The 21,385-nt window shown below is 66.6% G+C and carries 20 protein-coding genes; 9 read left to right on the top strand and 11 right to left on the bottom strand.

Features of this window, described 5'->3' with window-relative positions:
• The first annotated feature begins 82 nt into the window (after positions 1–82).
• Together AC23D6_RS14615 and AC23D6_RS14610 are read left to right on the top strand one after the other, a co-directional pair.
• A complete protein-coding gene (locus AC23D6_RS14615) occupies positions 83–2,149 on the top strand; it encodes a dipeptidyl-peptidase 5 (protein WP_487749945.1) in 2,067 nt (688 codons plus the stop codon).
• A 61-nt stretch (positions 2,150–2,210) separates the two neighbouring features.
• The gene (locus AC23D6_RS14610; protein ID WP_487749944.1) at positions 2,211–3,467 is read left to right on the top strand and encodes a DUF819 family protein; all 1,257 of its coding nucleotides are present in this window, start codon (positions 2,211–2,213) and stop codon (positions 3,465–3,467) included.
• 142 nt (positions 3,468–3,609) lie between these two features.
• Here the strand turns inward: AC23D6_RS14610 and AC23D6_RS14605 are convergent, their stop codons facing one another.
• From AC23D6_RS14605 to AC23D6_RS14560, 10 genes are all read right to left on the bottom strand, one after another.
• Positions 3,610–3,834 carry a YbdD/YjiX family protein gene (locus AC23D6_RS14605; RefSeq protein ID WP_093490326.1) on the bottom strand — a complete coding sequence of 75 codons (225 nt, stop codon included), beginning with the start codon at positions 3,832–3,834 and terminating at the stop codon, positions 3,610–3,612.
• Positions 3,835–3,837: 3 nt separating this feature from the next.
• Positions 3,838–5,925: a carbon starvation CstA family protein gene (locus tag AC23D6_RS14600; RefSeq protein ID WP_487749943.1), complete on the bottom strand. Its 2,088-nt coding sequence runs from the start codon at positions 5,923–5,925 to the stop codon at positions 3,838–3,840.
• Between the two features lie 111 nt (positions 5,926–6,036).
• Entirely contained in the window at positions 6,037–7,050 is a 1,014-nt protein-coding gene (gene corA / locus AC23D6_RS14595; RefSeq protein ID WP_487749942.1) for a magnesium/cobalt transporter CorA, read from the bottom strand.
• A 136-nt stretch (positions 7,051–7,186) separates the two neighbouring features.
• Entirely contained in the window at positions 7,187–9,208 is a 2,022-nt protein-coding gene (locus AC23D6_RS14590; protein ID WP_487749941.1) for a glycoside hydrolase family 97 protein, read from the bottom strand.
• 45 nt (positions 9,209–9,253) lie between these two features.
• Entirely contained in the window at positions 9,254–10,432 is a 1,179-nt protein-coding gene (locus AC23D6_RS14585; protein WP_487752649.1) for a lipoprotein N-acyltransferase Lnb domain-containing protein, read from the bottom strand.
• Positions 10,425–11,300 (bottom strand): CorC family transporter, encoded by an 876-nt coding sequence (locus AC23D6_RS14580; RefSeq protein ID WP_487749940.1) that lies wholly within the window; start codon positions 11,298–11,300, stop codon positions 10,425–10,427. Before AC23D6_RS14580 ends, AC23D6_RS14585 begins: the two co-directional genes overlap by 8 nt.
• Before the next feature lie 39 nt (positions 11,301–11,339).
• Entirely contained in the window at positions 11,340–11,918 is a 579-nt protein-coding gene (locus tag AC23D6_RS14575; RefSeq protein ID WP_487749939.1) for a hypothetical protein, read from the bottom strand.
• A gap of 2 nt (positions 11,919–11,920) precedes the next feature.
• Entirely contained in the window at positions 11,921–12,409 is a 489-nt protein-coding gene (gene ybeY / locus AC23D6_RS14570; protein WP_093490333.1) for an rRNA maturation RNase YbeY, read from the bottom strand.
• Between the two features lie 24 nt (positions 12,410–12,433).
• Positions 12,434–13,417 (bottom strand): PhoH family protein, encoded by a 984-nt coding sequence (locus AC23D6_RS14565; protein ID WP_487749938.1) that lies wholly within the window; start codon positions 13,415–13,417, stop codon positions 12,434–12,436.
• 25 nt (positions 13,418–13,442) lie between these two features.
• A complete protein-coding gene (locus AC23D6_RS14560) occupies positions 13,443–13,736 on the bottom strand; it encodes a hypothetical protein (protein WP_487749937.1) in 294 nt (97 codons plus the stop codon).
• A 152-nt stretch (positions 13,737–13,888) separates the two neighbouring features.
• Between AC23D6_RS14560 and AC23D6_RS14555 the strand changes: the two genes are divergently transcribed.
• The 5 genes from AC23D6_RS14555 to AC23D6_RS14535 are packed head-to-tail and all read left to right on the top strand — an operon-like array spanning position 13,889 to position 18,036.
• Positions 13,889–14,596, top strand: a complete 708-nt coding sequence (locus tag AC23D6_RS14555; protein WP_487749936.1) for a TetR/AcrR family transcriptional regulator — start codon at positions 13,889–13,891, stop codon at positions 14,594–14,596.
• Positions 14,586–15,545, top strand: coding sequence for an HlyD family secretion protein (locus tag AC23D6_RS14550; protein WP_487749935.1), 960 nt, complete (start codon positions 14,586–14,588; stop codon positions 15,543–15,545). Before AC23D6_RS14555 ends, AC23D6_RS14550 begins: the two co-directional genes overlap by 11 nt.
• 13 nt (positions 15,546–15,558) lie before the next feature.
• Positions 15,559–16,485 carry an ABC transporter ATP-binding protein gene (locus AC23D6_RS14545; protein ID WP_487752648.1) on the top strand — a complete coding sequence of 309 codons (927 nt, stop codon included), beginning with the start codon at positions 15,559–15,561 and terminating at the stop codon, positions 16,483–16,485.
• On the top strand, positions 16,482–17,567 hold the full coding sequence (locus AC23D6_RS14540) for an ABC transporter permease (RefSeq protein ID WP_487749934.1): 1,086 nt from the start codon (positions 16,482–16,484) through the stop codon (positions 17,565–17,567). The genes AC23D6_RS14545 and AC23D6_RS14540 overlap by 4 nt, the downstream gene beginning before the upstream one ends.
• A 37-nt stretch (positions 17,568–17,604) precedes the next feature.
• Positions 17,605–18,036: a hypothetical protein gene (locus AC23D6_RS14535; protein WP_487749933.1), complete on the top strand. Its 432-nt coding sequence runs from the start codon at positions 17,605–17,607 to the stop codon at positions 18,034–18,036.
• 9 nt (positions 18,037–18,045) lie between these two features.
• Here the strand turns inward: AC23D6_RS14535 and miaB are convergent, their stop codons facing one another.
• Positions 18,046–19,482, bottom strand: coding sequence for a tRNA (N6-isopentenyl adenosine(37)-C2)-methylthiotransferase MiaB (gene miaB / locus AC23D6_RS14530; RefSeq protein WP_487749932.1), 1,437 nt, complete (start codon positions 19,480–19,482; stop codon positions 18,046–18,048).
• 228 nt (positions 19,483–19,710) lie between these two features.
• Between miaB and AC23D6_RS14525 the strand changes: the two genes are divergently transcribed.
• A complete protein-coding gene (locus AC23D6_RS14525; RefSeq protein WP_487749931.1) occupies positions 19,711–20,607 on the top strand; it encodes a lytic transglycosylase domain-containing protein in 897 nt (298 codons plus the stop codon).
• A 166-nt stretch (positions 20,608–20,773) separates the two neighbouring features.
• A complete protein-coding gene (gene petA / locus AC23D6_RS14520; protein WP_487749930.1) occupies positions 20,774–21,385 on the top strand; it encodes a ubiquinol-cytochrome c reductase iron-sulfur subunit in 612 nt (203 codons plus the stop codon).

Below are 21,385 nucleotides of genomic sequence, written 5' to 3'. Positions count from 1 at the left end.
GCGCAAGGGCGTGACTTCACGCCTTTGCGCCGCGGCGCGCTTAGCGCCTACCATCGGGGTTTTCCTGTTGCCGGAGCCCCGGATGAAGTTGAAATCCGCCCTGTTGCCCCTTTGCCTGCTGGCGGCCCTGCCGTCGCTGGCCGCTGCGCGCGGCCTCGACGTGCGCGATCTGCAGAAGCTCGACCGCGTGTCCTCGCCCGTGCTGTCGCCGGACGGGAGCACCGTGCTGTTCGCCAAGCGCGTGGTCGATGCGGAGGTGGTCAAGGCCAGCAGCAGCCTGTGGGTCCGCAACCTGCTGACCCGCGACATGGGGCCGCCGAAGCGCCTCACGCCGGAAGGCTGGAACGTCAACTCGCCCGCCTTCTCGCCGGACGGCAAGACGGTCTACTTCCTCAGCGGCAAGTCCGGCATCCAGCAGCTCTACTCCCTGCCGCTGGCCGGCGGCACGCCGCGGCAGCTGACCGCTTTCGCGCTCGACGTGGCCAGCTACAAGCTGTCGCCGGATGGCACGCGTGTGCTGTTCAGCACCGACACCTTCGCCGACTGCAAGGCGGATTTCGCGTGCACACAGAAGAAGCTCGATGCCACGGCCGCCAAGAAGAGCAGCGGCGTGGTCTACGACAAACTGTTCGTCCGCCACTGGGATACGTGGGCCGATGGTCGCCGCAGCCGCCTGTTCGTGGCGTCGCTGCCGGGCGCCAAGGCCAAGGCGGTGACCACCGCCACGTCGTTGACGGACAGCCTCGACGGCGACGCGCCGTCCAAGCCGTTCGGTGGCGCCGACGAGTACACGTGGTCGCCCGACGGCGCCTCGGTGGTCGCGGCCGTGCGCGTGGCGGGCAAGGGCGAAGCCTGGTCGACCAACTTCGACCTGTACAAGATCGCGGCCGATGGCAGCAGCGCACCGGTCAATCTGACCGCGGCGAATCCTGCCTGGGACACCGGCCCGGTGTTCAGTGCCGACGGCAAGACCCTGTACTACCGCGCGATGAAGCGCCCGGGCTTCGAAGCCGACCGCTTCGGCCTGATGGCGATGGACCTGGCCTCGAAGCAGGTGCGCGAAATCGCGCCTTCGTGGGATCGCTCTGCCGACGGCATTGTGCTGGCGAAGGATGGCGCGACGATCTACACCACCGCACAGGACATGGGCCAGCACCCGCTGTTCGCTGTCGACGTCGCCAATGGCGCGGTGAAGTCGGTCGTCGGTGAAGGCAGCATCTCCGCCTTCGATATCGCCGGCGATACGCTGGCGCTTACCCGCAACACGTTGAAGAGCGGCGACCAGCTGTTCACTATGACGCTGTCTGGCGCGCCGCTGCGTGCGATCACGCCGAGTGCGCAGGAAACCCTCGGCGATGTCAGCTTTGGCGACTTCGAACAGTTCAACTTCAAGGGCTGGAACAACGAGGCCGTGCACGGCTATGTGGTCAAGCCGCACGACTACGTCGAAGGCAAGAAATACCCGGTGGCCTTCCTGATCCACGGCGGCCCGCAGGGCAGCTTCGGCAACGGTTGGAGTTATCGCTGGAATCCGCAGACCTACGCCGGCCAGGGCTACGCGGTGGTGATGATCGATTTCCACGGGTCGACTGGCTACGGCCAGGCGTTCACCGATGCGATCAGCCAGCACTGGGGCGACCGCCCGCTGGAAGACCTGCAGAAGGGCTGGGCGGCCGCGCAGAAGCAGTACGCCTTCCTCGACGGCAAGAACGCGTGCGCGCTGGGCGCCAGCTACGGCGGCTACATGATCAACTGGATCGCCGGCAACTGGAACGAGCCGTGGAAGTGCCTGGTCAACCACGATGGCGTGTTCGACATCCGCTCGATGGGCTACGTGACCGAAGAATTGTGGTTCACCGAGTGGGAGAACGGCGGGACACCCTACGACGTCCCGAAGAACGTCGAGAAGTTCAACCCGGTCAACCACGTCGCCAACTGGCGCGTGCCCATGCTGGTCGTGCAGGGCGAGAAGGATTACCGCGTGCCGGTCGACCAGGGCTTGTCCACGTTTACCGCCCTGCAGCGCAAGGGCATCGACTCCAAGCTGCTGTACTTCCCCGACGAGAACCACTGGGTGCTGAAGCCGCAGAACAGCATCCTGTGGCACGACACCGTCAATGCGTGGCTGAAGCAGCATATCGGACGCTGAGGTGTTCCGGAAAGGGCCGGTCATGCCGGCCCTTTTCTTTGACTGAAGGAGAGACCCGACGATGGCGATCGAAGCCACCGAACCATCCACTGCGCTGATCCAGAACGACATCGTCCTGTTCGGCCTGATCGCCGCCACACTGGGCATGGTGTTCTGGACGTCCTCGCGCGAGACGGGCTTCTTCAAGAAGTTCTACACCTACGTGCCGGCGCTGTTGCTGTGCTACTTCATTCCCGGCATCTACAACAGCGTGGGTCTGATCGACGGCGGCGCCAGCAAGCTCTACAACCCGGTGGCCAGCCGTGTGCTGCTGCCCGCTGCGCTGGTACTGCTGACGCTGACCATCGACTTGAAGGGCGTGTTGAAGCTGGGGCCGAAGCTGCTGGCGATGTACGCCGGTGCATCCATCAGCATCATGATCGGTGCCTGGGTGGCGTTCTGGCTGATGGGGTTGATCCACCCGGAAACCGTGGCCGGCGACACATGGGGTGGCATGGCGGCGTTGGCGGGCAGCTGGATCGGTGGCGGCGCCAACATGCTGGCGATGAAGGAGATCTTCGAAGTCGACGAAACGACGTTTGGCCAGTTCGTCGTGGTCGACGTCTCCGTGGGTTACCTGTGGATGGCCGTGCTGATCTTCCTCGCCAACCGCGCGCAGGCCATCGATGCGCGCAGCGGCGCGGATACGCGGGCCATCGAAGACTTGAAGCAACGGCTCGCCAGCTATCAGAAGCAGCATGAACGGGTGACGACGTTGACCGACCTCATGGTCATCCTGGGCATCGCGTTCGGCGCTGTCGGTCTGTCCCATGCCATTGCGGGCCCGGCATCGTCCTGGTTCGCCCAGAACGTGCCATGGGCCAAGCAGGTCAGCCTGCATGAGCCCTTCGTGTGGGTCGTTGTGCTCTCCACGTTTATCGGGCTTGGCTTGAGCCTGACGCGAGCGCGCACGCTGGACGGCGCAGGCGCCTCGAAAATCGGCGCCTTGTTCCTCTACATCCTGATCGCCTGCATCGGCATGCAGATGGATATCGGTTCGCTCGCCGACAAGCCCTGGCTGTTGGCGTTGGGACTGATCTGGATCCTGGTGCACATCGTGCTGCTCGTACTCCTCGCCAAGCTGTTGCGCGTGCCGTTCTTCTATTTCGCGATGGGCTCGCAGAGCAACATCGGCGGTCCGGCATCCGCGCCGGTGGTGGCATCGGTGTTCCATCCCTCGCTCGCGCCGGTCGGTGCATTGCTGGGTGCGCTGGGCTACGCGACGGGCACGGTGGCCGCGTACGCGGTGGGCGTTGGCCTCAGGGCGATGGCGGGGTAGGGTTGATATGGGTTCCACTGTAGGAGCGACGTAAGTCGCGACCGGAAACATCAACGTCGCGACTTACGTCGCTCCTACAATGGAGCAATGAAAAAGGGCGAAGCCAGTGGCTTTGCCCTTTTTCATTGTTTGATGGAGTCGATCAACAACAGCGAAACCCGCTCCTGCCGCCGAACCGCGCTTCCTGGCGCTCCCGGAAAAACGTCTTGTAATCCATCGGCTCGCGGTCGGGATGCTTCTCCAGCACGTGTCGCACGTAGTTGTCGTAGTCCGGGATACCGCAGCATAGACGCGCGGTCTGCACCAGCCTCCGCCACACACGCTTGTGCGTGGCGAAGTGCGAAAGCGGGACGAGTTCCGTGCCCATGGCTTACAGCCAGACCTTCTGTTGTTCTTCGGTCAAGGCCATGTAAGGCGTCTCGCGGTCGGTCCGTTCGTTGCTGCGACGGGCCTTCGCGATGGCGCGCAAGGCATACGCCAGCACGCTGAAGACCACAAACAGGAACAGCACGGTGAGGCCGGTGTTGACGTAGCTGTTCACCACCACCTGGTGCATCTGGCCCATGTTCTTCGCCGCGCCAAGCAACTGGCCATCGGCGATGGACGCCTGGTACTTCTTCGCCTGGGCGACGAAGCCGACCGCCGGGTTGCTGTCGAAGATCTTGATCAGGCCGGCATACGTGGTGCAGATCAGCAGCCAGATCGCCGGCACGACGGTGACCCAGGCGTAGCGGTCGCGCTTCATCTTGAACAGCACCACCGTGCACAGCATCAGCGCAATGCCGGCCAGCATCTGGTTGGCGATGCCGAACAGGGGCCACAAGGTGTTGATGCCACCCAGCGGGTCGACCACGCCCTGGTAGAGGAAGTACCCCCACAGCGCGACGCAGCCGGCGGTGCCGATGACGTTCGCGCCCCACGAGTCGGTCTTGCGCAGCGGCGGGATGAAGTTGCCCAACAGGTCCTGCAGCATGAAGCGGCCGGCGCGGGTGCCCGCGTCCACCGCGGTCAGGATGAAGAGCGCTTCGAACAGGATGGCGAAGTGGTACCAGAACGCCATCATCGCGTCGCCGCCGGGCAGCGCGTCGTGCAGGATCACCGCGATACCCACGGCCAATGTCGGTGCGCCACCGGCGCGCGAGATGATCGTGCCCTCGCCGATGTTGTGCGCGGTCTGCGTCAGCATCTCGGGCGTGACCACGAAGCCCCAGCTGCTGACCTTCGCGGCCACGTCCACCGCGGTCGTGCCGATGGCGGCGGCCGGGCTGTTCATGGCGAAGTACACGCCCGGCTCGATGATCGAGGCCGCGACCAGCGCCATGATGGCGACGAAGGATTCCATCAGCATGCCGCCGTAGCCGATGTAACGGATGTGGGTCTCGTTGGCCAGCAGCTTGGGCGAGGTGCCGGAGCTGATCAGCGCATGGAAGCCGGAGACCGCACCACAGGCGATGGTGATGAAGAGGAACGGGAACAGGCCGCCCTTCCACACCGGGCCATCGCCAGTGCTGGCGAACTGAGTCAGCGCCGGCATCTTCAGCGAGGTCACTTCCGGGCTGGCGATGACGATGCCGATGGCCAGCGCGACGATCACGCCGATCTTGAGGAAGGTGGACAGGTAGTCGCGCGGCGCCAGCAGCAGCCACACGGGTAGCACGGCGGCGACGAAACCATAGCCGATCAGCATCCAGGTGATCTGGGTGCCGGTGAAGGTGAACGCCGGGCCCCACGTGGGATGCGCGCCGACCTTGCCGCCGAACCAGATGGCCAACAGCAGCAGGAGGATGCCGACCACCGAGATCTCGCCGATCCTGCCGGGGCGGATGTAGCGCATGTAGAGGCCCATGAAGATCGCGATGGGCATCGTGGCGATCACCGTGAACATGCCCCACGGGCTTTCGGCCAGCGCCTTCACCACGATCATCGCCAGCACCGCCAGGATGATGATCATGATCAGGAACGCGCCGAACAGCGCGATGGTGCCGGCCACCTGGCCCATTTCCTCACGGACCAGGTCGCCGAGCGAACGGCCATTGCGGCGGCTGGAGATGAACAGGACCATGAAGTCCTGCACCGCGCCGGCGAGCACCACGCCGGCGATCAGCCAGAGCATGCCGGGCAGGTAACCCATCTGCGCGGCCAGCACCGGGCCGACGAGCGGACCCGCACCGGCGATGGCGGCGAAATGGTGGCCGAACAGCACGTGCTTGTTGGTGGGCACGTAGTCCAGGCCATCGTTGTTGATGTGCGCGGGCGTCGCGCGGGTCGGGTCGAGCCCCATCACGTTCTTCGCGATGTACAGGCTGTAGTAGCGGTACGCCACCAGGTAGATGGATACCGCCGCCACGACGATCCAGAGCGCACTGATCTGTTCGCCCTGGCGCAGTGCGACCACGCCCAGACATCCCGCGCCGAGCAACGCGAGCGCCGCCCAGCCGATCTTGGAAAAACCATTCATTCCGGAACCCTCCGACAAGTCGGGACAAGGGTCCCCCCATGCGCGGACCCGGTCAATCCGTAACGGCCGATTCAGCCTTCGACTTTGGTCGCAGTCCGGCGGCGTAGGGCGTCAGAGCCAGCGCGAGCGCTTGAACAGCCGATACAGGCCGAAGCAGGCCAGCGCTACGCCCGCGATCAGGACGGGATACGCGAAGCGTCCCCCCAGCTCCGGCATGTGCTCGAAGTTCATGCCGTACCAGCTGGTGATCAGCGTGGGTGCGGCGAGCAGCGCGGCCCACGCGCCGAGGCGTTTGACGATTTCGCCCTGGGCCAGCGTCACCAGCGACAGGTTCACGCTGAGCGCAGTGGTCAGCATTTCGCGCAGGGTGTCGGTGTACTCGTTGACGCGCATCACATGGTCCTGCACGTCGCGGAAATACAGCCGTACTTCCTCGGGGATCAGGGCGCTCTGCGAGCGGGTCAGCTGCGCCAGCACGTCCTGCAACGGCGCCACCGCCAGCCGCATCTGGGTCAGCTCGCGCTTCAGCTCGTACAGTTTCACGACCGTCACCCGCCGGTAGGTGTCGGCGAAGATGTCCTTCTCCAGCGTGTCCAGGGTCTGCTTGAATTGATCGATGATCGGTCGATAGTTGTCGACGATGTAGTCGAGCACCGCATACAGCCCGTATGACGGACCGAGTGCCAGCAGGTCGGCTTCGCGCTGCACGCGCTCGCGCACCGGCGCGTACGACAGCGAAGCGCCGTGGCGCACCGTCACCAGATAGCGCGGGCCGAGGAAGGCGTGGGTCTCTCCGAACCGGATGCGGTCCTCGACCACCTGGGCCGTATGCACGGCCACGAACAAGGAGTTGCCATAGGCCTCCAGCTTGGGACGCTGGTGCGCGTTCTGTGCGTCCTCCACGGCCAGATCGTGGAGGCAGAACTCTTCCTGCAATTTCTCCAGGATGGTGTCGGCCGGTTCGTACAGGCCCACCCAGATGAAGCTGCCGTCATCGACCGCGAGCACATCGCTGATCTCGTCCAGGCTGATGTCACGCCGTTTGCCGCCTTTGTCATAGACCACGCAGTTGATGACGCACTGGGGCAGGGCGGGCTTCGAGAGGGCGGAGGCGACGTCATTCATGGCGTGAATCGTGCGCCAGAAGACCTGCATCCGACAAGTCGGATGCGGGTGTGGGAGCGACGTCAGTCGCGATGGGCCGCCTTGGACACGTCGTTGCCAGTTCGCGACTTACGTCGCTCCCACAGCCAAGTTCATCTCACTGCGCTACGAAGCGGATCGCCTGCCCGCCACCCGGCGCCAGCTTCAGGGTCAGCGTGTCGGCGCGGGTGACGCTGCGCTCCTCGATCACGATGTCCTGCGGTGCGGTCTTCCAGTTGGCCTTGTCGCCGTCGCGGTAGATCTGCGCGGTGTAGCGGCGGTCCTTGTCAAGGAAGGACAGCGGCACGCTCAGCGTGCGGCCGTCCTCGTCGGTCAACGCGCCGAGGTACCAGTTGGGACCGCCACGCTCCTTGCGCGCGATGGTCACGTAGTCGCCGACTTCGCCGTTCAGCACGCGCGTGTCGTCCCAGTCCACCGGCACGTCCTTGATGAACTGGAACGGCGCCGGGTTCTTCTCGTAGTTCTCCAGCAGGTCGGCCGCCATCTGCAGCGGGCTGTAGATGACGACGTACAGCGAGAGTTGCTTGGCCCAGGTGGTGGCGATGCCGTCGGTGGAGCGCGTCTTCATGCCGAAGATGCCCGGCGTGTAGTCCATCGGCCCGGCCAGCAGGCGGGTGAACACCAGATTGGCCTCGTGCTCGGGGGGATTGCCCGGTTGGCCCCAGGCGCTGAACTCCATGCCGCGCGCGCCTTCACGGGTGATCCAGTTCGGATACGTGCGGCGCAGGCCGCTGTCCTTGATCGGCTCGTGCGGATTGACGGCGATGTGGCGCTTGGCTGCCTCCGTCACCACCTTCATGTGGTGGCGCGCCATGTCCTGGCCTTCATGCCAGGCGTAGTGGCGCTTGCCGTCAGTGCCCGTGACCTTCGCCTGGCTGGCGTCGGCCACGTAGCCGGTCTTCACCGCCGGCACGCCGACGCGTTGGTAGAGGTCGAAGGCGGCATCGAGTTGCGACTCGTAATGCGCCGCATTGCCCGAGGTCTCGTGGTGGCCGATGAGCACCACGTTCTTCGAGCGGGCATAACGGCTGAGCGCTTCGAGATCGAAATCGGGATACGACTGCGTGAAGCTGAAATCCTCGCCGTTGCCGAACCAATCGCCGTCCCAGCCCACGTTCCAGCCTTCCACCAGCACGCCGCCGAAACCATGCTTCGCGGCGAAGTCGATGTGCTTGCGGACGTTCTCGTTGGTGGCGCCGTGCTTCGGACCCGAGGCCCAGCTCTTCAGTTCCAGGTGCATTTCCCACCACACACCGACGTACTTCATCGGCTTCACCCACGACACGTCGCCGAGCACGTTGGGCTCGTTGAGGTTGAGGGTCAGGGCGGACATCGCCAGGCCCGCCGCGTCATCGCTCAGCAGCAGCGTGCGCCACGGCGTGTCGAACGGTGCGGCGCGCACCACCTTGCCTTCGCCGATGCCCGGGGTCAGGTCGGCCTTCAGACGGCGGTCCTCGACGCGGGTCAGGTTCATGCCGCTGTAATCGATCAGCGCCGCCTCATGGATCGACAGGTGGGTGCCGTCCGCGAACTTGAAGGTGATCGGCGTCTGCGCATCGCCGACCTGCTGCACGGGGGTGCGGTGGTAGAGGTATTCCTCGCGGTTCCATTCGCCGGCGGGGATCCACCATGCCGTCGCGTCGCGGGCCAGGGAGAATTCCGTCAGCTCCTCGCTGATCTTCACCTGCTCCAGGCCCGCCTGCTTCGGGAAGCGGTAGCGGAAGCCGACGCCGTCGTCGAACACGCGGAACACCACGTCGTAGCTGCGGAAGGGCTTGGCCTTTTCCTTCAGTGTGACCGTCAGCTCGTTGTAGTGGTTACGGATGAAGCGGCGCTCGCCCCACGGCTGTTCCCAGGTTTCGTCGAAGGCGCGCGTACGTGGCTGCACGATCTCGATGTTCCGCTCGAACTTCGGCGCGTCCAGCAGCAGGAAGCCCAGGCGCGACGGCGACAGGACCGGCTGGCCCTTGCGCGAGACGGCATACGAGGGGCGGCCGTCGTTGTCGGTCGACAACTCCACCACGATGGAGCCATCGGGCGAGGCGATGCGCGGTCCCGGTGCCGCATGCGCGGCAGCGCTGGACAGCAGGACGAAGAGCGGAATCAGGAAACGGGACATGCGACCCTCGCGATAAGCAGAGGGCCGCATCGTGCGTGGCGGGGCTCAGGGGGACAAGCGCCGGGGCATGAATACGTATGCAAGCGCCAAGTGGATCGGCAGCAGCAAGGCGATCCAGGACTGGTTGTATTGCAGGCGCAACGGCAGCCAGTGCAGGAACCACGCGAGCAGCGCACCCATGGCGACGGCGATCGCGAGCCACCCCGACCAAGCGGGTGGGATGCGGCGGCGCAGCACGGCAATTGCGCCGGGAATCACCAGGACGCACAGTGGATTGAGCAGCAGCAGATTGCGGTTGGCCCACGCGGCCCAGTGCTCGGTGAAGCCCCACAGATACAACAGCAGCGCGCCGGCCACGAAACAGACCAGCCAGAACGGGATCGCCAGCGCCGCGATCACGCGCGGCTGGCGGCGTCCTGACCACGCGACCAGCGCGGCGATGACCACGCCCGCGAGCAGCCATGGCCACCAACGACGCGGCGTCTCCGCCGGCTCCGGCGCGATGCGATGGGGCAGCAGCTGCATTTCGGACTGCACCAGCGGACGTCCGGCGGCGTTCTTCGCCTCGCGCAGGCTGTCGGCCAGGCGCATCGGCACGTAGGCCTCCTCCCAGCGCGACATCGGTTTGTCCGCCGACGGCCCGAGGCCCACGTCGAAGCCCAGCCACATCCACGTCGCCGGCGAGGCCAGGCGCACCGCTTCGCTACGGAAGGTGTTGCCGCGCGAGCGGCCGGCCAGTTGGGACTTCAGTGCGCCACCGAGTGCGGCATCCAGCGCGTCGCGTACCTGGGTGGAGCAGTTGGAGGTGAAGTAGTCGTAGCGGTAGCGCGCGTTCTCGGGGCGCGCACGTTCGGCCAGCGCGCTGGCCAACGCCTGCGCTTGTGCGGGCGAGAGGTCCAGCCACTGGAGCGACACGCCGCGACCGCTGTCGCGGTATTGCGCCAGATCCTGCTCGAACGGCAGCGCGACGAGGTAGTACATCATGTGGCCGCGGGCGAAATTGCCGACGAAGTCGGCTTCCGATGGATCGAAGAAGCCGAAGTTGTACGAAATCGCATCGCCGTTGGCGGGGTCGACCACGACGATGGCGTTGTGGCCGAAGCGCTCGAAGAAGACCTCGCCCGGCTCCATCGTCGCCACGCCGATGCGCGGCGACGCCCAGGCCGCCGCGGCAAGCAGCCACAACGCGCCCAGCAGCACCAGGCGCGCGGCCACGCTACGCATCCGCCAGCACGCCGACATGGAACGCATGCACGCGTCGCGCATCCGCGCGCGCTACCCGGAACATGAAGCGGCCCAGGGTCAGTTCCTCGCCGGTCTCCGGCAGGTGGCCGATCGCGGCGGTGACCAGGCCGCCGACCGTGTCGTACTCGTCGTCCGGAAAGTCGGCGCCGAAGCGCTCGTTGAAGTCGGAAATCGGCGTCAACGCATCCACGACGAACTGGCCATCGGCCTGCGCCGCGATCAGCGCGGCGCCATCCTCGGCATCGTCGTGCTCGTCATCGATCTCGCCGACGATCTGCTCCAGCACGTCCTCGATGGTGACCAGGCCGGCGACGCCGCCGTACTCGTCCACCACGATCGCCATGTGGTTGCGCGAGAGGCGGAATTCCTTCAGCAGCAGGTTGAGCTTCTTCGACTCGGGAATCAGCACCGCCGGCCGCAGCAGTTCGCGCACGCTGCCGGGGCCGTTGTCGGCCACCACGCCGCGCAGGAGGTCCTTGGCCAGCAGGATGCCGAGGATCTCGTCCTTGTTCTCGCCATGCACCGGGAAGCGTGAATGGCCGGATTCGACGACCTGTTTCATCAGGTCGAGGAAGCGGGCCTCGACGGGTAGCGACACCATCTGCGCGCGCGGCACCATCACATCGCCCACGGTGAGGTCGGCGACCGCAATGGCGCCTTCCATCATCTTCAGGGTGTCGCTGCCGATCAGGCCGTCGGACTGCGCGTCGCGCAGGAGGGCCACCAGGTCTTCGCGTGTGCTGGGTTCGCCGGAGAACGCCGAGCTGAGGCGGTCCAGCCAGGTGCGCCGTTTCTCCGAAGGTTTTTCGGAGCCATCCGGCGCGTGGGTACTGTCGTCTTCTGACATCTCGTGGGGGTGTGCGCCCGGCCGGGCGTGGGCTCCAGTCTAACCCGGTTGCTGGGCGGGTGCAGGCGCGGCGGCGTCCGGCGCTGCTTCCTCCGGCTCCTCGGGCAGGTCCAGGCTGTAGCTGCAGCCCACCAGGGTCTTGCCGGGGTGCGAGGCGACGTTGCTGACGTTGAGCACGACCGACTCGATCAGCACCTTGCCGCTGTCCGCGTCGCGCGTTTCCTCGCTGCGCAGCTCCTTGCCGAACATGGCCTTGGCGGGCGTGTCGATCGCCGTTTCCAGCGCGAGTTCCTGGGCCAGCGGGCGCGGGTCGGAGAGGTCGAGGATCGCCATCACGCTGCCGCCGGAGAAGGCGATGTGGTCGCTGTCGTGGCCGAACACACGGATCGGCGACGCCAAGCGGTACTCGGTCATGAACATGTTCGCCTGCGGCAGCGGCTGCCAGCCCAGGGCGACCGCCTTCAGCGGGTCTTCCAGCGCAGGCGCCAACGCGGTCAGCCCGCCGATGTCGCCACGGCATTCGATCAACGCGGGCAGGTCGGGCGTGCTGGTCTGCGCTTGCACGTCGACGGACAGGGCCAGCGCCACGCAGGGCGCGAGCAACAGGATGCGCAGCATCGTCAGTCTTCCGCGTAGGGGTCGTCGATGCCGAGGTCGGCCAGGATCTCGCGCTCGAGCTGCTCCATGCATTCGGCTTCCTTGTCGTCCTCGTGGTCCCAGCCCAGCAGGTGCAGGGTGCCGTGCACGGTCATGTGCGCGTAGTGCGCGGCCAGCGGCTTCTTCTGCTCGCGGGCTTCGCGGGCAACGACCGGTGCGCAGATCACCAGGTCGCCGAGCAGCGGCATCTTCACGCCCTTGGGCAGCTTCACGCCTTCGGCCATCTCGGCCGGAAAGCTGAGCACGTTGGTGGCGTAGTCGCGACCGCGGTAGTGGCGGTTGAGCGCGCGACCTTCCTTGCTGTCGACGATGCGGATAGCCAGGTCGGCTTCGCGGATGCGGCCTGCCAGCGCGGCTGCCACCCATTTGCGGAAGCTCACCGCCGACGGGATGCCGGCGCGCGGCAGGGCGTAGTTCACGGAGACTTCGAGGCGGACGGGGCCTTGGGTCATGGCGATCGCGGTCGACGGAGGGGATCAGGCAGGGCCGGTCTCGGCGTCCTTGCCATCGCGTGCATCGTAAGCCCGCACGATCTTCGCGACCAGCGGGTGGCGGACCACGTCGCGGCTGGTGAAGAAGGTGAACGAAATACCGTCGACATCGCGCAGTACCTCCAGCGCATCCTTCAGGCCGGACTTCTGGTGCTTGGGCAGGTCGATCTGGGTCAGGTCGCCGGTGACGACTGCGGTGCTGCCATAGCCGATGCGCGTGAGGAACATCTTCATCTGCTCGATGGTGGTGTTCTGCGCTTCGTCGAGGATGACGAACGCGTCGTTGAGCGTGCGGCCGCGCATGTAGGCCAGCGGCGCGATCTCGATGACGTTCTTCTCCAGCAGCTTGACCACCTTCTCCACGCCCAGCATTTCGTAGAGTGCGTCGTACAGCGGGCGCAGGTAGGGATCGACCTTCTGCGACAGGTCGCCGGGCAGGAAGCCCAACTTCTCGCCGGCTTCCACCGCCGGGCGCACCAGGATCAGCCGTTGCACGCGCGATTCGTTGAGCGCTTCCACCGCGCTGGCGACGGCCAGGAACGTCTTGCCGGTGCCGGCCGGGCCGATGCCGAAGTTGATGTCGTGCGTGGCGATGGCGTGCAGGTACTTGGCCTGGTTGGCGCCGCGACCGCGCACGGTGCCGCGCTTGACCCTGATGGCCACGTCCTGCGGCTCGTAACCGTCGTCGGCCACGCGCTCCACGTTCGCGCTGTTGAGGCGCAGGTGGATCGCCTCGCTGTCGAAGGTTTCGCCGGCGGCTTCTTCGTACAGCGAATGCAGCAGTTTTTCAGTCGCCGCGACGGCCTTCTCCGGGCCGGTGACGCGGAAGATCGGGCCGCGGTTGGCGATTTCCACCCCCAGCCGCAGTTCGATCTGGCGCAGGTGCGCGTCGAACGGGCCAGCCAGGTTGGCCAAGCGTTCGGTGTTTTCGGGTTCCAGGGTGAATTCGCGCTTGCTGGGGGCAGTCATGGGGCAGGGGATCGCTGTGTTCGGGTTAGTGGCGCGTCTGGTCGTCGGCGTCGTCGACCGGCCACTGGTTGAAGACGTAGACCTCGTCGTCGACGAGGGCCTGGTCGAAGTGGTCCGCGTTGGGGGCCTGGTCGCGGTCGACCTGGACCGGTTCGTCCTCCACCGCGACGACCACCCACCCCTGTTCGCGGATGAACTCGGACGCGCGCCGCATGGGGTCTTCGGCGAATCCGGGCTTCTGGTAGCAGGTGACGTACGCACCGCCGGCCTCGACGAAGTCAGGGCTGTCGGCGCGAGGCCGGGCTTCCAGCGTGAACACCCACAGGCGGGGGCTATCCGAGGAAATGGCGGCGATCCTGGCAAACGCAAGGCGGGCGCGAAGGGTAGCGCGACCATCCGGGACCGGCCAGCCGGCAGCCGCTCGTCGGAACGGGCTTGAAATTTAATTAATCCATAAATTAAATAACAGACATGACCACCAAGAACCCTCCCGTCCGTCCCCGTTCCCCCGCGAACGCCCCCGCATCCACGCCCCGCAAGCGCGCCCGCGGGCGCCGCCCCACCGCCGAGAACGCCGACCTGCGCGCCAGCGTGCTGGACGCGGCGCTGGCCTGCTTTGTACGTCGCGGCATCGCGGCGACCTCCCTGCGCGACATCGCCACCGAAGCGGCGGTGACACCGGCGCTGGTGCACTACTACTTCGGCGACAAGGCGCAGCTGCAGGAAGCGGTGGTGGCCGAGCGGCTGCTGCCGGTGGTGGCGCAGATGCGTGCGCCGGTCATGCAGGCGGGCGAGGGCGACGTGGCCGCGCTGGTGGCCGGATTCGTGCACGGCATCGCCGGCGTGGTCCAGCAGCACCCGTGGCTGCCGACCCTGTGGGTGCGCGAGATCCTCTGCGAAGGCGGCGCGTTGCGCGACATGATGATCAGTCAGGTCGGCCCGCTGCTGCCGAAAATGATGGCCGGCCGCTTCGCCGCCGCGCAGCAGGCCGGGCACCTCAATCCGGACCTGGACCCTCGCCTGCTGATGGTCTCGCTGATCGGGCTGACGATGTTCCCGATGGCCAGTGCGCCGATCTGGCGCCAGTTGTTCGGCGCCGACGATATCGATTTCAACGACCTGCGCCGGCACACGCTGGTGCTGCTGGACCGCGGACTGGAGCTGGACCATGCGAAATGAACTGCCACGCGCCGCGCTCGCGGCCGCGATCATCACGCTGACGAGCTGCGCCGCCGACACGCCCGCGGCGCTGGGCACCTTGGAATGGGACCGCGTGACGCTGCCATCGCCGGTCGCGGAGAAGATCGTGCGCGTCGATGTGCGCGAAGGCCAGCAGGTGGCGGCTGGCACGCCGTTGTTGCAACTCGAACTGACCCGCACCCAATCCCAACTGGCGGCCGCGACGGCGCAGGCCACGCAGAGCCGCGAAGCCCTGGCGGAACTGCGGGCCGGTCCGCGCAGCGAAGCCATCGCGCAGGCGCGCGCCAGCCTCGCCGCTGCGCAGGCGCAGGTCCGCGATGCCGACGCCTACTACGCGCGCCTGCAGCCGTTGGGGCGCCAGCGCCTGGTCGCCGCCTCGGAGGTGGATCGCGCGCGCGCCGCGTCGCAGAGCGCACAGGCGCAAGTGCGGGTCGCGCAGGCGGCGCTGCTGGAGCTGGAGCGCGGCACCCGCATTGAACAGGTCGCCCAAGGCGAGGCTGCGGTCGCCTCCGCGGACGCCCAGGCGCGCGTGCAGGCGGTGACGTTGGAGAAGCTCAGCATCACTGCGCCGCGCGCAGGCCGTATCGACAGCCTGCCGTACAAGCTCGGAGACCAGGCGCCGGTGGGTGCGTCGCTGGCGGTGATGCTGGTGGGCGAGGCGCCGTATGCCCGCGTCTACCTGCCACAAGCGTTGCGCAATCGGCTGAAGGTCGGCGACACCGTGCAGGTGCGCCTCGATGGGCAGGAGAAGGCGTACGCCGGACGAGTGCGCATGATCCGCAGCGAGCCCAGCTTCACCCCGTACTTTGCGCTGACCGGCCAGGATGCTGCGCGCCTGAGCTACCTAGCGGAAATCAGCCTGGGCAAGGAGGCGGCGGATCTGCCGGTGGGTGCGCCGCTGCAGGTGGTGTCCGATGGCGACGAATGATCCCGGCCTGGCCATCCGCGTCCGCGGACTGACCAAGCGCTTCGGCACGCTGGTGGCGGTGAACGACGTCGACCTCGACGTGCCTCGTCGCAATGTCTATGGCTTCCTTGGGCCGAATGGCTCGGGCAAGTCCACGACCATCCGGATGCTGTGCGGCCTGCTGACGCCCACGGCGGGCGATATCCAAGTGCTGGGTCTGCGCATTCCAGAGCAGGCCGAGCAACTGCGTACGCGCATCGGCTACATGACGCAGAAATTCTCGCTGTTCGAAGACCTCACTGTCCGTGAGAACCTCGAGTTCCTCGCCGCAGTACAGGACATCCCGCGCGCGCAGGCGAGGCGTCGCATCGATGAACTGGTCGAGCAATACCACTTCCAGGATCGGCAGAAACAGCTCGCGGGCACGATGAGCGGCGGACAGAAGCAGCGCCTCGCGCTCGCAGGTGCGGTGATCCATTCGCAGGAGTTGCTGTTCCTCGACGAGCCCACCAGTGCGGTGGACCCGGAGTCGCGCCGCGATTTCTGGGAGAAGCTCTTCGAACTGGCCGATGCCGGCACCACGTTGCTGGTCTCCACGCATTACATGGACGAGGCCGAGCGCTGTCACCGCATCGCGATCCTCGATCGCGGCGTGCTGGTGGCCGACGGAACGCCAGACGCACTCACCGGCGAACTCGCCGGCCGTACGCTCGTCGTGGAAGCCCAGGAGCCCCGGCAGGCGCAGAAGGTGCTGGTCGGCCTGCCCGGCGTGCTCAGCGTGGCGCAGATCGGCAACGTGCTGCGTGTGCTGCTGGCCGAGAACGGACAGGCCGCGGACCGCATTGCGCACGGCCTGCGTGCGGCGGGCGTGGACGCGCAGGTCTCGGCCGCAACGGCCAACCTGGAGGACGTCTTCGTTTCGGCGACGCGCGGCCAGCCCGCGCGCGAGGAGGCCGCATGAACTTCCGGCGCCTGACCGCCGTGATGGTGAAGGAACTGCGGCAGATGCGGCGCGACCGCATCACGCTGGCGATGATCGTCGGCATCCCGGTGATGCAGTTGCTGCTGTTCGGCTACGCGATCAACACCAACCTGCGCGACCTGTCCGCTGGCATCGCCGACCAGGCGCGCACGTCGGCGTCGCGCGCGCTGGTGATGGACATCGTCGCCACCGGCGTGATCGCGCCGACGAAGGAAGCCGCCACGCCGCAAGAGCTGGTGCAGGCGATGCGCCGCGGCGAGATCAGCATCGGCGTGGTCATCCCGCCGGACTACGAGCGTCGCCGCGCCGAGGGGCGCGAAGCGGTGCAGATCTTCGTCGACGGCAGCGACAACGCGGTGCAGAGCGCCGCCGCACAGCTGGCCCAGATGCCGCTCGACGGCAGCAGCAGCCCGTTGACCTCACGCCCGATCAGCGTGGTGGGCTTCTACAACCCGCAACGGCGCTCGGCGGTGAACATCGTGCCCGGGCTGATCGGCGTCATCTTGACGATGACCATGGTGCTGTTCACCGGCGTGGCCATCGTGCGCGAACGCGAACGCGGCAACATGGAGCTGCTGATCGCCACGCCGGTCAGCAGCGCCGAGCTGATGATCGGCAAGGTGCTGCCCTACGTGGCCATCGGCCTGGTGCAGACGACGGTGGTGCTGGCGCTGGGCATGTGGCTGTTCAACGTGCCGCTGGGCGGCAGTTTGTTGAATGTGTATGTCGCCGCCTGCCTCCTGATCGTGGCCAACCTGACGCTGGGCCTGCTGATCTCGACCCGCGCGCAATCGCAGTTCCAGGCCATGCAGATGACATTCTTCGTCTTCTTGCCTTCGATCCTGCTGTCCGGCTTTATGTTTCCGTTCGCCGGCATACCGAAGGCCGTGCAGTGGATCGCCGAGGCGCTGCCGTTGACCCACTTCCTGCGCCTGATCCGTGGGGTGATGTTGCGCGGCGCCAGCGTATGGGAACTGTGGCCCGACGTGCTCGCGCTGCTGGCCTTCACCACGGTGATGATGGCCGCGGCGATCCTGAGGTTCCGCAAGCGGCTGGACTGATAGGCTGGCGCCATCATCCGGGATGGCAGGGCAGACGATGGACGAAACGGCGATCGGTGCCGTGGTGGATGCGATGTACGCCATGATTTCGGGACCGGCGGGGCCACGCGACTGGTCCACCCAGGACGCCGTCTTCCATCCCGACTGCCGGCAGATCCGCACGGGCGTGGATGCGCAGGGCGCGCCGTGGCGGCTGTCGTTCTCGCTGGCGGAATACCGTGCCAATGCGGATGCGCTGCTGACGGGCATGGATTTCTTCGAAATCGAGACCGGCCGGGAGATGCGCGTGTTCGGCAATATCGCCCACGTCTGGAGCGCCTACGAGGCGCGGCATGCGCCCGGCGACGCGGTGCCTGAGCGGCGTGGCATCAACAGCATCCAGCTCTACAAGGGCGCGGACGGCTGGAAAATCATCCACATGATCTGGGACAACGAGCGCGAAGGCGTGCCGCTGCCCGCCGTCGGCTGAAGTGCCGCGTCAGTCTGTGCCGGCGATTCGGCCGCGCAGCGAGTTGGTCAGCGCCTCGGTGATCACCACATCGACGAACTGGCCGACGAGGCGTGGATGGCCAGGGAAGTTCACCGAGCGCATGTTCTCGGTCTTGCCGGTCAACTCGTTCGGGTTCTTCTTCGATGGGCCCTCGACCAGCACCGACTGCACCGTGCCGACCATGCCCTGGGAGATGCCCGCGGCATACGCGTTGATGTGCTTCTGCAGGCGATCCAGGCGCGCGTGCTTCACCTCGTCCGACACGTCGTCGGGCAGGTCGGCGGCGGGCGTGCCGGGGCGGCGCGAATAGATGAAGCTGAAGCTCTGGTCGAAGCCGACATCCTCGATCAGCTTCATGGTCTTCTCGAAGTCGGCGTCGGTCTCGCCGGGAAAGCCGACGATGAAGTCCGAACTGATCGAGATGTCCGGGCGCACCGCGCGCAGCTTGCGGATCTTCTGCTTGAATTCCAGCGCGGTGTAGCCGCGCTTCATCGCCGAGAGGATGCGGTCGCTGCCGGCCTGCACTGGCAGGTGCAGGAAGTTGGCCAGCTGTGGCACGTCGCGATAGGCATCCACCAGCGAGTCGCTGAATTCCAGCGGATGCGAGGTGGTGAAGCGGATGCGGCCGACGCCGTCGATTTCGGCGATGGTGCGGATCAGCAGGCCCAGGTCGGCGATTTCACCGTCACCGTAGGGGCCGCGGTAGGCGTTGACGTTCTGGCCGAGCAGGTTGATCTCGCGCACGCCCTGGGCGGCGAGTTGCGCCACTTCCACCAGCACGTCCTCGAACGGCCGGCTGACCTCGGTGCCGCGGGTGTACGGCACCACGCAGAAGGAGCAGTACTTCGAGCATCCTTCCATGATCGAGACGAAGGCCGATGGGCCCTCGGCGCGCGGTTCGGGCAGGCGGTCGAACTTCTCGATCTCCGGGAAGCTGATGTCGACCTGCGGCTTGTTCTGCTCGCGGCGTGCGCGGATCAGCTCCGGCAGGCGGTGCAGGGTCTGCGGGCCGAAGACCAGGTCGACGTAGGGCGCGCGCTTGACGATCGCCTCGCCCTCCTGGGAGGCCACGCAGCCGCCGACGCCGATGATGACGTCGCGGCCGCCATTCTTCAGCGCCTTCCACCGGCCCAGCTGGCTGAAGACCTTCTCCTGCGCCTTCTCGCGGATGGAGCAGGTATTGACCAGCACCACGTCGGCTTCTTCCGGGTTGTCGGTGAGCTCCAGGCCGTCGGAGGCCGCGAGCACGTCGGCCATCTTGGCCGAGTCGTACTCGTTCATCTGGCACCCGTGGGTCTTGATGAAGAGCTTTCCCTTGACCTGTTCCGGCGCATGGGGGCGGCCGACAGGCAAGGGAACGAGGGTAGGGTCGGTCACGGCGGAGCCGGCCGTGGTCGGCAGTTCGGGGGCTAGCGTCCCGGTCATGGCGCTTAATCCAGGCGGGTGGGGGCGGGCGGGGCCGCGTAGTTTACGCGTCCGGATGCGGGTGGGGGCGGCCGGAACCCGCGCTGGATGGCGTTGATAGCGGGTAACAGGCCATCCCTGGCCGCCGTGCCGCTGGCTGTTGGAACTCCGACCGGCCGCACAGATTGGAGGAAACCTTTGTTGGACAAGGACTTGGCAACCGCTGGCGAATTGGGGACACTGCGCGCCATGAGGGGGACTCTGACGCTTCTGGCCATGCTGGCCGCGTTGACCGCACTGCCGGCCAGCGCGGGCACGCTGTACAAGTGCACCGGCGCTGACGGTGTGCCGAACTACGTCAGCAAGCGCGTCAGTGGCGCCAGCTGCGAAGTCATCAGCCGCTATACGCCCGATCGCAGCCGTTCCGCCCAGGTTTCCAGTGTGTCGCGCCCGGCCACGCCGCCTCCCGCCGTGGGCGCGGCCGTCACCCCGGCTTTGTCCGACTCCGCCAGTGCCGTGGTCCCGGCCTCCGCGCCGCCGGCGGCGGCACCGTCCACCGGCCCGCGCCGCGTGGTCAGTGGGCAGGTCTATTCCTATATCAAGGACGGCGTGCGCCATTACACGAGCACGCGTCCGCGTGGCGGCACCCAGGTCGCCAGCCTGCGCACCATTAAGTACAGCTACATCGAAACCTGCTTCGCCTGCGGCAACCCGAGCGTGGACTTCGGCCGGCTGCGCCTCAACACCGGGGCGTACCAGGCCGAGATCGCCGCGGCCGCGCGGGAATTCGGCGTCGAGGAAGCGGTGATCCGCGCGATCATGCATGCGGAGTCCTCCTACAACCCGCTGGCCCTGTCCCATGCCGGCGCGCAGGGACTGATGCAGCTGATGCCCGCCACGGCGCGTCGGTTCGGTGTGACCGATAGCTACAACGCCGGCCAGAACATCCGCGGTGGCACCCAGTACCTGGCCTGGTTGCTGAAGCGATTCAACGGCAACCTGACCCTGGCCGCTGCGGGCTACAACGCCGGCGAAGGGGCCGTGGACCGTCACGGCGGCGTGCCCCCGTACAAGGAAACCCAGCGCTACGTGGAGCGCGTGGCCGTGCTGGCCGACCGCTACCGCCAGGCCGTCGCCGCGCGCTGAATCATCCCGGGCGCGCCGATGTGCGCGCAACTCCTTGATTTCAAGGCAGCCGTTGTCGGCCGATTAAGCCTTCCGTTACACTTTGCCGTCTTTTGCGGCCCGCACCGATGTTGGGGTGCGGCCTTGGCAGCCTTTTTAGCTACCTGATTGTTTTGCGGAGTGCCGGATGGCCATCGATGGGGTCAATGGGCCTGTGAATACGGGCCGACGCCGGTTCCTGACTGCGACCACCGCGGTGGTGGGTGCAGTGGGTGCCGGCATTGCAGCTGTACCGTTTATCAAGTCGTGGAATCCGAGCGCCCGGGCCAAGCTGGCCGGTGCACCTGTGACCGCCGACATCAGCGGCCTGCAGGAAGGTCAGCGCCTGATCCTGGAATGGCGCGGCCAGCCGATCTGGATCGTGAAGCGCTCCAAGGCCGTGCTCGACGCGCTGCCGACGCTGGACGCCAACCTGCGCGACCCGCAGTCGTCCAACAAGGACCAGCAGCCGTCCTACATCACCGGCGAGACGCGCTCGCTGAAGCCGGAGATCTCCGTGCTGGTCGGCCTGTGCACCCACCTGGGTTGCTCGCCCGAAATGGCCGCCGAGATCAAGCCCGAGCCGTACGACCCGAACTGGAAGGGCGGTTACTTCTGCCCCTGCCACAAGTCGCGTTTCGACATGGCCGGCCGCGTGTTCCAGGGCGTCCCGGCGCCCACCAACCTCGTGGTGCCGCCGCATTACTACGAGAACGACACGACGATCATCGTCGGCGTCGACCCGAAGGGGGGCGCATAA

It is taken from the genome of Pseudoxanthomonas sp. G3, from assembly GCF_057654715.1.
The sequence above is the reverse complement of the archived record's forward strand: the minus strand, read 5'-3'. Positions and strand labels throughout refer to the sequence as shown.

What these genes read in the sequence shown, in the direction of transcription:
- AC23D6_RS14615 (WP_487749945.1), top strand. Translation starts at nt 83, where the DNA reads ATGAAGTTGAAATCCGCCCTGTTGCCCCTTTGCCTGCTGGCGGCCCTG.
- AC23D6_RS14610 (WP_487749944.1), top strand. Translation starts at nt 2,211, where the DNA reads ATGGCGATCGAAGCCACCGAACCATCCACTGCGCTGATCCAGAACGAC.
- AC23D6_RS14605 (WP_093490326.1), bottom strand. Translation starts at nt 3,834, where the DNA reads ATGGGCACGGAACTCGTCCCGCTTTCGCACTTCGCCACGCACAAGCGT.
- AC23D6_RS14600 (WP_487749943.1), bottom strand. Translation starts at nt 5,925, where the DNA reads ATGAATGGTTTTTCCAAGATCGGCTGGGCGGCGCTCGCGTTGCTCGGC.
- corA (WP_487749942.1), bottom strand. Translation starts at nt 7,050, where the DNA reads ATGAATGACGTCGCCTCCGCCCTCTCGAAGCCCGCCCTGCCCCAGTGC.
- AC23D6_RS14590 (WP_487749941.1), bottom strand. Translation starts at nt 9,208, where the DNA reads ATGTCCCGTTTCCTGATTCCGCTCTTCGTCCTGCTGTCCAGCGCTGCC.
- AC23D6_RS14585 (WP_487752649.1), bottom strand. Translation starts at nt 10,432, where the DNA reads ATGCGTAGCGTGGCCGCGCGCCTGGTGCTGCTGGGCGCGTTGTGGCTG.
- AC23D6_RS14580 (WP_487749940.1), bottom strand. Translation starts at nt 11,300, where the DNA reads ATGTCAGAAGACGACAGTACCCACGCGCCGGATGGCTCCGAAAAACCT.
- AC23D6_RS14575 (WP_487749939.1), bottom strand. Translation starts at nt 11,918, where the DNA reads ATGCTGCGCATCCTGTTGCTCGCGCCCTGCGTGGCGCTGGCCCTGTCC.
- ybeY (WP_093490333.1), bottom strand. Translation starts at nt 12,409, where the DNA reads ATGACCCAAGGCCCCGTCCGCCTCGAAGTCTCCGTGAACTACGCCCTG.
- AC23D6_RS14565 (WP_487749938.1), bottom strand. Translation starts at nt 13,417, where the DNA reads ATGACTGCCCCCAGCAAGCGCGAATTCACCCTGGAACCCGAAAACACC.
- AC23D6_RS14555 (WP_487749936.1), top strand. Translation starts at nt 13,889, where the DNA reads ATGACCACCAAGAACCCTCCCGTCCGTCCCCGTTCCCCCGCGAACGCC.
- AC23D6_RS14550 (WP_487749935.1), top strand. Translation starts at nt 14,586, where the DNA reads ATGCGAAATGAACTGCCACGCGCCGCGCTCGCGGCCGCGATCATCACG.
- AC23D6_RS14540 (WP_487749934.1), top strand. Translation starts at nt 16,482, where the DNA reads ATGAACTTCCGGCGCCTGACCGCCGTGATGGTGAAGGAACTGCGGCAG.
- AC23D6_RS14535 (WP_487749933.1), top strand. Translation starts at nt 17,605, where the DNA reads ATGGACGAAACGGCGATCGGTGCCGTGGTGGATGCGATGTACGCCATG.
- miaB (WP_487749932.1), bottom strand. Translation starts at nt 19,482, where the DNA reads ATGACCGGGACGCTAGCCCCCGAACTGCCGACCACGGCCGGCTCCGCC.
- AC23D6_RS14525 (WP_487749931.1), top strand. Translation starts at nt 19,711, where the DNA reads ATGAGGGGGACTCTGACGCTTCTGGCCATGCTGGCCGCGTTGACCGCA.
- petA (WP_487749930.1), top strand. Translation starts at nt 20,774, where the DNA reads ATGGCCATCGATGGGGTCAATGGGCCTGTGAATACGGGCCGACGCCGG.